The sequence below is a fragment of the Sporosarcina gallistercoris genome (genome assembly GCF_014836415.1).
GTDB classification, from domain to species: domain Bacteria; phylum Bacillota; class Bacilli; order Bacillales_A; family Planococcaceae; genus Sporosarcina; species Sporosarcina gallistercoris.
Map to the genome: position 1 here is coordinate 115662 of NZ_JACSQY010000002.1, position 12215 is coordinate 127876.

The 12215-nt window shown below is 44.4% G+C and carries 9 protein-coding genes; 2 read left to right on the plus strand and 7 right to left on the minus strand.

Translation table 11 applies throughout. From position 1 onward, the window contains the following. Positions 1–117: 117 nt before the first annotated feature. The 4 genes from H9659_RS03825 to H9659_RS03840 all read right to left on the minus strand — a co-directional run bounded on the left by H9659_RS03825 (position 118) and on the right by H9659_RS03840 (position 3927). Complete coding sequence (locus H9659_RS03825; protein ID WP_191688631.1) at positions 118–849, minus strand: LytR/AlgR family response regulator transcription factor; 732 nt, start codon at positions 847–849, stop codon at positions 118–120. Continuing rightward, entirely contained in the window at positions 839–2566 is a 1728-nt protein-coding gene (locus H9659_RS03830; protein ID WP_225217656.1) for a sensor histidine kinase, read from the minus strand. The genes H9659_RS03825 and H9659_RS03830 overlap by 11 nt, the downstream gene beginning before the upstream one ends. A 113-nt stretch (positions 2567–2679) precedes the next feature. Continuing rightward, on the minus strand, positions 2680–3696 hold the full coding sequence (locus H9659_RS03835) for an NAD(P)H-dependent flavin oxidoreductase (protein ID WP_191688633.1): 1017 nt from the start codon (positions 3694–3696) through the stop codon (positions 2680–2682). A gap of 33 nt (positions 3697–3729) precedes the next feature. Then, positions 3730–3927: a YwbE family protein gene (locus H9659_RS03840; RefSeq protein WP_191688634.1), complete on the minus strand. Its 198-nt coding sequence runs from the start codon at positions 3925–3927 to the stop codon at positions 3730–3732. A gap of 135 nt (positions 3928–4062) precedes the next feature. On the opposite strand from H9659_RS03840, the gene H9659_RS03845 reads away from it, so the two are divergent. Beyond that, the gene (locus tag H9659_RS03845) at positions 4063–4515 is read left to right on the plus strand and encodes a MarR family winged helix-turn-helix transcriptional regulator (protein WP_191688635.1); all 453 of its coding nucleotides are present in this window, start codon (positions 4063–4065) and stop codon (positions 4513–4515) included. Continuing rightward, a complete protein-coding gene (locus H9659_RS03850) occupies positions 4512–7166 on the plus strand; it encodes an MMPL family transporter (protein ID WP_191688636.1) in 2655 nt (884 codons plus the stop codon). Before H9659_RS03845 ends, H9659_RS03850 begins: the two co-directional genes overlap by 4 nt. A gap of 256 nt (positions 7167–7422) precedes the next feature. Here H9659_RS03850 and H9659_RS03855 read toward each other — a convergent pair whose 3' ends face one another. From H9659_RS03855 to H9659_RS03865, 3 genes are all read right to left on the minus strand, one after another. Further along, positions 7423–7623 carry a cold-shock protein gene (locus tag H9659_RS03855; protein WP_025783429.1) on the minus strand — a complete coding sequence of 67 codons (201 nt, stop codon included), beginning with the start codon at positions 7621–7623 and terminating at the stop codon, positions 7423–7425. A gap of 548 nt (positions 7624–8171) precedes the next feature. Continuing rightward, positions 8172–10439, minus strand: a complete 2268-nt coding sequence (locus H9659_RS03860; protein WP_191688637.1) for a PAS domain-containing sensor histidine kinase — start codon at positions 10437–10439, stop codon at positions 8172–8174. A gap of 152 nt (positions 10440–10591) precedes the next feature. Further along, positions 10592–12166, minus strand: a complete 1575-nt coding sequence (locus H9659_RS03865; RefSeq protein WP_191688638.1) for an amidohydrolase — start codon at positions 12164–12166, stop codon at positions 10592–10594. Positions 12167–12215 lie beyond the last annotated feature (49 nt).

A 12215-nucleotide genomic window follows, 5' to 3' on the forward strand; every position in this document is an offset into this window, starting at 1 on the left:
TTATCTATTTATGTTCTGTTATCAGTTTAGATGAATTATTCTAACAAAGGATGGGTTTTGTGCTAACATGTCGGTTTTCAAGAGTAAGATGCACGTTAGGGATATTGACGTGTTGTGTTAGTGTTCAAGCTTTGCCCGTAACCCCTTCACATAGTTACGGCTCACAGACAATTTTTCCGGGTACCCATCGATTTCGAGCTGATAGGCTCCGTTGAACCAAGGTGACAAACGGGTGACATGTAGCAAATTGACCAGGTAGCTTTTATGAATCCGATAGAATGAAAAGGGGGAGAGACGCGTTTCCAATTCTTTTAACGTCAGTTTCACTTCATGCTCTCCCGTCTTCGTTACGATTCGGGTCAAACTGCCCTCCCGACAAATGTACAAAATACTGCTGATAGGAAGATAGACAATTTCCCCTTCCCGTTCAATGGCCAACTTACCTAGTGGATGGCTAGATTCAGGAGTAGTCTCCAATGCATCCTGGACTTTGATCCGGTTCAGCGTCTGAGCAAGTTGGTCCTCTTCGTAAGGTTTCAATAAATAGTCAATTGCATTCACACGGAATGCATCAGCTGCAAATTGAGGATACGCAGTCGCAAATACAATTTGAGGCGGATTCTTCAATTCTTTCAGAACAGCAGCAACTTCGATGCCGTTCATCTTCGGCATTTCAACGTCCAGAAATACCACTTCAGGCTGCAATCGAATCGCCTGCATGATGGCGGTGTCCCCTGAATCCGCTTCTCCCACAATCTCCACACGCGGATGACGGCTGAGTAGAAATATGAGTTCTTCACGCGCATAGCGTTCATCGTCTACAACGAGCGCTCGAATGCTAGATGGCATGACGAATCACCTCTTCTCCTGGAATTGCAAAACGTACGATGGTTCCTTCTCCGCTTGCTGTTGTGAATTGAAGACCTGCTTGGTCACCAAACGTCATCATCAACCGGCGATGCACATTAAATAATCCCATCCCGGTTCCCGATTCCGACTCAACAGGGTGTTCCCCCAACGTTTTCAAACGATCTGAAGTTATCCCCTTGCCATTATCTTGAACGGTAATTTCCGTTTCACCATCCCGTGCAGCAATCCTCACTTTCACGATACTCCCTCGCGCCATATCAGCGATTCCATGTTTCACCGCATTTTCAACAATCGGCTGGAGTGTGAGGGGCGGTATCAGCTGGGAGAGCACAGATGGGTCGACATCAAAGTCAATCGTAAGTTTGTCGACAAAACGGGCTTCTTCAATTTGAAGGTACGCACGCACGTGTGCCAATTCTTGCTCAAGCGTAACTCGTGCAGCAGTGGTTCCTTCAACATTTTGACGCAGAAATTTTGATAAAGAAGTTAACAGTTGACGTGCCTGATCGGGATCCGTTCGTATTAGAGAAATAATGACGTTTAACGAATTGAAGAAGAAATGAGGACTGATCTGAGCTTGCAATGCTTTGATCTCCGCATCCTTCGCCAGTTCGTGCGCTTGGTCGGCAGCTGCGATTTCCAGCTGATCGCTGAGCAATGAGCTCAATCCATCGATCAATTCTATCGTGACATCCGTAATCGCTTTTTCGGAAGGATAATACAGTTTAAGGGTTCCGACCACTTTGTCCCTCTGTTTTAACGGCGCAATGACGGCAGCACCGAGTGGACAATCCGTGTTAATGCAATGAATGGCTTGGTCGTTAGCGACTACACGATTTCCATGTTGGAGCACTTCTTTTGTTATATGCGTTTGAATCGGACTGTAGGATCGATGGTGATCACTCGCTACACCGACGTGAGCGAGAATTTCGTTCCGATTCGTCATGGCAACAGCACTCGGGGAGAGCTCATTGAAGAGGATCCGACATACTTCGCTGCACGTTTCAGGTGTCATTCCTTTTCTTAAGTGTGCGAGTGTTTGGTTCGCGATGCGCAGCGTTTTTTGCGCTTGAAGAGCCGTTGCCCTATCCTGCTCACTCATCACGTTGTAGACAATCAGAAGAAAAATAGCAGTTCCCAGACCATTTGCAATAATCATCGGTAGGCCGATCGCTTGAACGAGTGCCCAGGCTTCAGTGAACGGCTTCGAGAGCACGAGAATCAGACCCATTTGAATGGACTCCGCAAGCGCTCCGATTCCAAAAGCTGTGAGCGGTTTGACCGTGTTGCCCTTTTTATAGAAATAGCTTGCTAGAATTCCTGATAAAATAGTTGAAAGCCCACAAGAAAACGCAGTGAACCCTCCTAACGTCATTCGATGGATTCCAGCGATGAGTCCAGCACCGATACCAAAACGATAGCCTCCCAGTAAACCCGCGACAACAATTCCGATAACACGGGAATTGGCAATCGCTTCGTCTCCCGCAAGATTCATCGTCACGCTATTGAAATGGAACGTTTCGGTATTAAAAGCGACACCTAAATACGTCCCGATAATGCCGAAGAACCCGAAAAACACTATCGCACTCACAGTTTGCCGGCGATCGAGAGTATCGTGGTGCACGAGTTGCTTAAAGAATCGAAAACGTGTCAGGATGAATGCCACTGCGACAATCGTTCCGACGCGTTCCAGCATAATAATAAGTAAGTCCAACTTGCCCACCTCCCTCTCAATCCTCCGTCCGTTCAAGTATACTGTATTTTCCGTCATTTCAAAAGAGGAGAATGTACGAAGACACCTCCCCTTGCTTACTCCTTATTCAATAATCTGGACACAATACTTTCCACAGTGCCTGCTTGCGTATTCTGAACACCTGTCCCTGCCCATAACGAAAGAAAATCGGCATTATTTTGCATAGCCGCTTCTTTTCTTATTCGTTTCGTCAAATCGTTTTGATAGGGATAGGGCGCAATCGGGGACCGGTTCATCTGGTCAATGAATCGATTACGGATGCCGCGTGCCGGTCTTCCGGAAAAAACCTCTGTAATCACGGTGTCGTCTAAAGACGCACTCAAAACGGCTTGCTTATAGGCGATGGAGGCCCCACTCTCCTCTGTTGCTAAAAGAGCTGTTCCGATCTGGACAGCAGAAGCCCCATTGTTCATCAGTTCGGTCATTCGAGCATTCGTGGCAACACCGCCAGCTGCGATAATAGGTAGTTGAATGACATCCCGAACTTCGGCTAGTAAATTGTTTAGTGGAATTAGCGGTCCATCAGGATGAAATGAGCCCCGATGCCCACCGGCTTCTGCTCCTTGGATGACAACCATATCGAGACCTGCTTGCTGCACCGCCATTGCTTCGTCCAGAGTAGTTGCGGTCCCTATCAAAAGTATTCCCGCATCGTGAAGCCGTTCAATAGATTCCACATCCGGAATTCCAAACGTGAATGAACAGGCTGCTGGCTTTTCTTCTATAACTACATCGATCTGTCCGTGAAAATCCGGTTCAGACAGAGGTGCTTTCCAAAACGGCATGCCAAGCTGTTCCCCGATCGGTTGCAGCGCTTCATAGGCTAATCGCAGTTGCTCCTGGTCAAACGGCGTATTGTCCGGCACAAAAAGATTCACGGAAAAAGGGCCATTTGTCAATGCTTTCACTTGTTGAATTATAGTTCGTGTTTCAGTTGCGGTTAAATAACCTGCTCCGATTGAACCTAATATACCGGTTTCTGTACCTGCCGCAACGAAATCAGGTGTCGTGACACCTGCCATGGGTGCTTGAACAATCGGATATTGGATACCTAGAGTTTGTTTGAATGTCATCATCTCCCCCCTATTCCCAGTGGTTAGGTTTAATTAGTCCGCTAAAATGTCGCATACTCTGCCGACTTGTCCATCTTCAAGGCGTACTTTGATGCCATGAGGATGATGGGCCGAATTTGTGAGTAAGTCTTTGACGACTCCTTCAGTCTTCACACCGCTCCGCTGATCTTTTTTCAAGATAACTGCCACTTTTAGTCCTGGATGAATATCACTTCTGTTTTTACCGTCCAAGTTTATCACTCCTTTTCTCTTAGTTTAGCACATGAGCTGGTCGGAATTGGGTGTCATGTTTCGTCGGATACTTTCTAGTTGACGGCTAATAGTTCATGCCCTAAACTAGTAATTGGTTTAGGGGGTGAACTGATTATGAAAGAAACATTACTAGAAGCGATAGAATTGTTCGAGGAAGTTATCATTTATGGTACGGAACATTTCCTGAAATCGGTACAATCACCGATTTGGAAAGAGTATTCCCCAGAGCAGATTCAAACGTTAAAGCTATTATCGGCTTATGATTCATTATCCAATGGTAAATTGGCTGTGCTCCAAGGTGTCCATAAAAGTGCAATTACCGCACGCTTAAAGAAGCTCGAAGAAAAAGGACTGATTCTTTCAGAACGTGCGCAACACGACCAGCGTACAAAAGTGGTCCGTCTGACAGAAGCTGGCCAAGACATTCTTGCTGCTTCCAATACGGCGATTAACGAAACGATTGCAAATCTCTTTGACGATAAGATTTCAGAAGAGGAGTTGACCCAGTTCGTTGGCACGTTCCGGAAACTAAAAGATATATTACAAATGAGGGAGTTAGACCAATGAAAACGATATTGAAATTCAGATGGCCGATTTTCATCGTCCTGCTCGGTCTTGCAATCGGTTTACTGTTTGTCGCACCAGACCTAGCAAAACAAGCAGAAGAAGCCGGTTCGTTCCAGTTAGCGGACGATGCTGATTCCCAGAAAGCAGCGGACATCCTGGAAAAAGCAGGCGCTTCAGAAGATACGCTATCGCTCGTCTATGACTTTGAAAAAGCCGTTTCTGAGGAAGACAAAAAAGCGGTCCAGGCCACAGCGAAAGAGATTGAAGACCTGGGGAAACCCGTGACGGATGTCATGGACCCATTTGAAAGCGAAGAGATTGAGGACCAGCTCGTTTCTGAAGATAAACAGACGGTACTCGTTCCGATCACCGTAGATGGTTCAGAGGAAGCAATTATCGATCTGAGTGACAAAATCCGCTCGGAGATTCTGCCGAAAGACACAACTGTCTATCTAACAGGCGAAGCGATCATTAACAATGACGTAAACGAAAGTGCGCAAGAAGGATTGAAGAAGACGGAAGTCATTACCGTTGTCCTCATCTTCGCTTTGCTGCTTATCGTGTTCCGTTCGATTGTGACACCAATCGTTCCATTGATCGCTGTCGGGATTACGTACTTACTCAGCCAATCCCTCGTTGCGTTCTTCGTCGATTGGTTCGGATTTCCAGTGTCCAACTATACGCAGATTTTCCTCGTCGCGATTCTGTTCGGACTCGGAACCGACTACTGTATCCTGCTCTTGAGCCGTTACAAAGAGGAATTGATCGAAGGACACGAAATCCAGGAAGCCATTGTGAACACATATAAAACTGCAGGCCGGACGTTGATCATCAGTTCACTTGCCGTATTCATCGGATTTGCAGCGATCGGATTTGCAGACTTCCCGATTTTTAAATCGGCGGTTGCGGTTGCAGTCGGTATTGCGGTATTGATTCTCGTACTGTTCACAGTCGTTCCATTGTTCATGATGCTGCTGAAAGACAAATTGTTCTGGCCAGCAAAACAGGCGACGACCCATAACGATAGTAAATTGTGGATCCGTTTCAGCAAGCTATCTGTTGCACGTCCATTGCTCTCGATGGCAATTGTTGCAGTCATCACAGTGCCCTTATTGCTGACATACGATAACGAACTTTCCTTTAACACAGTGGATGAAATCGATCAGTCGAAAGAATCCGTAAAAGGGTTGAATCTGATCTCTGAAGGATTTGGTAAAGGAGATTCCCTTCCCGTCCAGGTCATCTTGAAATCCGATAATTCGATTGTCGATGAAAAAGATGTCCCTTACTTAGAAACAATCAGCCGAAACTTAGAAAAAGTGGATGGCGTGAAATCCGTACGTACAATCACCCGGCCAACAGGTGAGCAAATTGACGAGTTGAATGTCGATAAGCAGTTGGGATTGGTCTCCGACGGATTGAAAGAAGCGAATGATGGCATTAAAAGCGTCCAAGACGGACTCGGTCAAGTAGAGGGCGGACTGAACGATGCTGCAAGCCAGTTGCCGTCTGGTTCAGAAGCATCGTCAGGTGGTGCGGGATTACGCCAGGCAGCGCAAGGCATCGGACAAATCAATGACCAACTCGGACAAATTGCAGGTGGACTGTCTCAAGGCATGCCAGCTGCTCAAGCTGCAGGAGGATTGAACGCCCTGACTGCTGAACTCGGTAAAGTATCTGCGAGTTTGAATGGAGCTGCGGGTCAACTCGAAGGATCCGGTTCCCAAATCGGTGCACTCAGTGGCGGGCTTGACCAACTTGCAAAAGGTGTAACTGCTTCAAAAGAAGGACTCACGGAGATCAGCAAAGGGCTGACAGAAGTGACGGATATGCTAAAAGATATGAGTGAAACGCCTAGTATCCGTGATACAGGAATTTACATTCCAGCCGGTACACTCGGCGAAGAGGAGTTCCAACCAGTCATCGATCGTTATACATTCGGCGACGAAACCGGGATTCTCATGGAAGTCATCTTGAAAGAGGATCCCTATGCCCGCGAATCGATTGCAACATTGCATGCAATCAAGGACAGCGTAAGGACTTCTGTCATCGGTACTCCATTTGAAGATACGGAAGTTGCGTTTGCTGGTATTTCCAGCATGAACTCCGATCTGGATGATATTTCATCGAAAGACTTTACCCGTACCGTAGTCATTATGCTCGTTGGATTGTTCGTCGTATTGACGATTCTATTCCGCTCTGCAATCATGCCACTGTATATGATCGGTTCGTTGCTGCTTACGTATTACACAGCGATTTCCTTTACGGAATTGGTTTTCGTGAATATTCTCGGTTACGATGGCATCAGCTGGGCAGTTCCATTCTTCGGATTCATCATGCTCATCGCACTTGGCGTCGATTATTCGATCTTCCTGCTCGACCGCTTCCGTGAAGAGAGCATCAAAGGAAGCACGATTGCTGATGCATTGAAGATTTCCATGGCCAAGATGGGCACGGTCATTATCACCGCTGCTGTCATTCTAGCGGGCACATTCGGCGCCATGATGCCGTCCGGGGTTTTGAGTCTCGTGCAAATCGCAACTATCGTCATTACTGGCCTCTTGCTGTATGGTCTCATCATATTGCCGCTTCTGATTCCTGCGATCACCGTATCGTTCGGTCGAGGCGTCTGGTGGCCATTCCGCGGATGAACGATCTACCATGAATACAAATAATCCGTTCCGAACAGCCCAGACTGTTCGGAACGGATTATTTTTTGTGAATTCATAACCTATGTACTGGAAAAATAGGTTGTGTTCGCTATCAGCTTTGTTCCGCACTCTAGCTGTTTGGCAAGGTTAATGAACGAGCGCAGATGATCGATTAAAGTGACTTAGATTACTCATGACATAAATACATTTTTGCATACAAAAAAAACCCTACATGTAGGGGCTTTTTTAGCTGTTATTAAGCTTTTTGAACGTTAGTAGCTTGTAGGCCACGTTGTCCTTGCTCAATTTCAAATGTTACACTTTGACCTTCGTCTAAAGATTTGAAACCTTCGCTTTGGATTGCTGAGAAATGTACGAATACGTCTTCCCCTGCTTCACGCTCGATGAATCCAAAACCTTTTTCTGCATTAAACCACTTAACTGTACCTTGTTCCATAATTATTGCCTCCTAGTGTGGATATCCACACAATATGTTACTATACTTGCTCAAATACCTTAGACGAAAAACAAAATATTTTCTCAATCTGAAAAAGAACAAAGATAATACTCCTTAAGAATAACAGGTATCTGATGAAATTGCAACTAGTACGTTCCATATATAAAGCAGACTTTAAGATCCACTCTGGCAGGTAACGTATATACTTTCCCGTTATAGGAACTTTAAATCCTTCCTCGCGCGTCCATTTACCATGTGGGATGATGAATCGTAAACGATGACCTGAACTGGATGGTTTCAACTGTACAGCTGCTTGTCCTTCATCCTTTTCAAGTTATCAGATGTGATATCTCCCAGTTTGCGCCTTAACAGATTTGTATCTGCGACTGTGCGTTTTGTTTATAGTAGCTGCACTTGCCAGGATTTTAAAAAAGTACCTGATTGGGAAACTCCCATGGATGTTTAAGCATTCATAGTTGTTTCCCACTTAAGTCCGCTTTTAGTTACTTCGTTACAATCAGAGCTCTGACTGCAAATCACGGCTTCTCTTAAAAATAGATATCCGAAAACTCATATTTTATTAACTCAATTCTATCCAAGTTACTATTATTGACACGATTGCTACTTCCACTATCCATTTTTTTAATAGGAAGTTCTATAGTGAACGTACTCCCTTCATCTAAAATGCTCTCTACGCTTATACTGCCCCCATGCAGCTCGGCCAAAGATTTAGCTATGGGTAATCCCAGTCCAGTTCCTTCAGCTATACGATTGAAATTCCGATTCAGTTGTGTAAATTTCTTAAAGATCACATCTGTATTTTTCTGATCTATACCTATGCCTTCATCTTTTACAGAAACACTTACGGTATGATCGTCTTTTTTCACAAGCCTAATCAATATAGCTTCACCCGGAATAGAGAATTTAATTGCATTCGATATCAAGTTAAGTAAAATCCTATCAAATTTAGAAACATCGACCGCCATAATCAGTTCTTCAAAATCCGGGTCAAATATAATATTGATGCCTTTCGACTTCGTGTATTGTGAAACGGATTCCACAATATCATCTACAATCGCTACAATATTGTAATTAGTTAAGTATAATTCATATAGCCCGGAGTCTATTTTAGAAATGTCCAATATGTTATTGATGAGCCGATTCAGTCTGTAACAGTTTCTTATGGTCATTTTATTGACATTCAGAATATCTTCTCTATATTCTTCTAAAGAATCATGTTCCAAATATAAATCCAATAATTGAGCGCCACTTGATATTACTGTTAATGGCGTCTTTAGTTCATGGGAGGTGTTAATGAATAATTCTTCTTGGTCTTTCAACAGTTTCTCCATGCTCTTCTTCGCTAGTTCTTCATCAGATATATCTATTCCTAAAGCAATGATTTTCTCCACCTCATTATGCTGGTTGATAATAGGTTGGAAAATTGTTTTTGTATGATAGGTGATCCCATCTTTAGTAAACTCTAATTTATGCAGATAGGCTGACTTATTTTCAATGGATATATTAATATTTTGAACCAATTCCTCTAAATCTTCGGTTCTATAGTAATTAAAAAAATTTTTCCCGATGATATCCGACTCTGTTTTTATCTCTGGCCATTCTTCTTTAAAAGCTTTAAATGAAAACTGATTGAGATAATTTATTTTGTGGTCTTTGTGAGAAAATGATGCATAGTACATAGAGATCTTTTCTACACTTTCTTGCAACGCTGTATATTCTTCAATTTTATAACTTGGTTCACTATTTTTATAGATCAGAATGCCACCATCTATATTCCCTTCCTCATCGTAGATAGGTGTCCCCGCACATTCATAGTAAGCAGTCGTCAGTTCCCTTGCTCCAACGACCATATGTTTAGTTAGTTTTTCTCCTCTTAACACCCTTTGTTCAGGAATATCTTCAAATGATGATTTCTCTCCATTTGTATCATTCATTCTAAAAGCATGATATAGGCGTTCACTGTTAACTGACTCTATATCCGGTATATTTTGCGGAATATATCGAACTGGAAATTGCTTGCCCACTTTATTTATATACGTATACTCTCCGTCTTTATCGAGAATATTTACGGCATCTGACATATTGTCCAATATGAATTCCATTTCGTTTTTTTGCTTTGTGAGAAGTTTTCTTTCTCGAGTCTTCTCCGTGACGTTATAAAAAGAAGTGACTGCATACTGCCTTGTCCCCTCACCCGCAATCATTTTTACATTGATGTCCCAATAAGTAGCCGCTCCGTCAGAGCCACGTGATTCCACCTCGAATTCATGACAAGATGTCCCTCTTTTAAGTACATCTAAAATGCTTGTTGGAAATGATGGACATCGGCCTATCGGATTGTCAGAGGCGATATTCATCAAGCACAACGTGGTGATATAGTTTTCATCATGACTAAGTAGAATACAATCCGGATAGCTATAAACTGCTGTAGCTCCATTTCCATTCGTCTTGTTACCGCCAAAGTTATTTAACGTGTATTCCAGCGCTGAATCCTTCTGTTCTTCAAAGTGATATACTTTATAGTCTTCATTACCTAAACTATCAACGCTTACTTTAACTTCCAGTGGCAAATGATCGCTATTAAAAATGTAACCATACTGTCTATTTTCAATAACCTGGAACGACATCTGATGTTCGGATTTCAATAAGACCCCTAATTCAAGAAGAGATTTCCCTACTAAATCAGACTCATTATATCCCGTTACCTCCAGAAACCCCGCGCTCACCTGATAAATTATATTATCCACAGTATGTATATGCAGTTCTTTTGATAATCTCTCTGAACCTTTTCTCATATTAGGTCACCTACATATTTTATATTTATTAGTTCTTAGAAAACGCGTTTCAACTGCTTTTATCCATCATACCACTCGTGCGTGAATCATCTAATACTTACTATTAAAAACTTCCAGTCTCATTCAAACTCACGAGACTGGAAGTTCCAGTTTTAGTTTCCTTTATACATGATTTCCCCTGCTACAACCGTCATAAAGGTTTTCGCTTTCAGCATATCTTCACTATCCACCGTCAGCAAATCCCGATCCAGAATGGTGAAGTCGGCGTCAAAGCCTTTTGCGATTTTACCGCGACTGTCTGCTTTGTCCATTGTTGCCGCACTACCGGAAGTAAAGAGGGCAACGGATTCATAGCGGCTCAGTTTCTCCTTGGGCAAATAACCTTCATGCTTCTCACCCGGCTTCCGGCGATATGCAGCTGCATAGATTCCGAGAAGCGGATCCACTTCTTCGACTGGGGCATCCGAGCCTCCCCCGCAGATGAAACCACGTTCAATGAGCTTCTTCCAGGCATATGCCCAGTCCATCCTGTCCTCACCGAGGCGGTCTTTGGCCCATGGGAAGTCAGATGATACAAACACTGGCTGGATATCGAGAATGACCGGCAATCTTTCCATGCGATCGACCAGTTCGTCACTCAACACGTTGACATGAATGATGCGGTCCCGTTTTCCTCCTGCTGGCGGGTTCGCTTCAATTGCATCGAGCAATTTCTCTAATGCTTTGTCGCCGATCGTATGGACTGCTACGGCTTCCCCGTATTGACGGGCAAGCGCAATGTTTTCACGGATCTCCTCATCCGTCAGGACGGCCATTCCTGAATTCCCCGGGTCGTCGGAATAGGGTTTACTTAGCAGCGCAGTTCTGCCGCCTAATGCCCCATCGATGAAGAACTTCATCTCTCCTCCATGAATCCATGGTTCATCATACGTTGCTCCATCTTCCATCAGGGATTGAAAGACCGTGGAACGGCGCAGCAAGTGAGCACGGAATTTAAGCTTGTCTTCTCCAATGACATTCCGGAACGCTTGAAGCGGATTGCGGTAGTCTGCATAATAGCCAAGATCATCCGTCACTGCACCTGTAATCCCGCGTGCAAGCAAGTCTTCGACGGAAGCCTGCAATGCACGCGTAAGTGCCGCTTCGTCCGGAACCGGAATGACCGCTTCTACAAGATCCGCCGCACCTTCAAGTAACAATCCAGTTGCTTCACCGGCCCCATCCCTGACAATTGTTCCGTTGTCAGGGTCAGGTGTATCTTTTGTAATACCCGCTAGTTCCAATGCCTTTGAATTGGCAAGCGCCGCATGACGGCACGTTCGTTTCAAAAACATGGGAGACGTACTGATTGAATCCAATTCCAATCGGGTCACTATGCGACAATCCGCGAAGTTGTTTTCATTCCATCCGTCCGCTGTAAACCATTCATCTGTCGGATGATCTGCGGCTGCCTCCTTCAAACGGACAAGCATTTGTTCTGCAGAGGTGACGTATGAGAGATCCACTTGCAGCAAACGACTCCCGTGCCCGATCATGTGCATGTGACTATCGATGAAACCCGGATACATGACTGCTCCTTGCAAATCCACTTCGTTATCCGCTTGTGCACGTAACCTATCTAATGTTCCAACTTCGAGAACCGTCCCGTCCTCCGTCAAAACAGCTTCTACTGTCTCGCCTTCTTTTTCCATCGTATAAATTCTGCCATTGTGCCAGATTGTTTTCATATCCCCATCGCTCCCCTTTTTCCTTAGTGTACTCGCCGCGACAATTTGA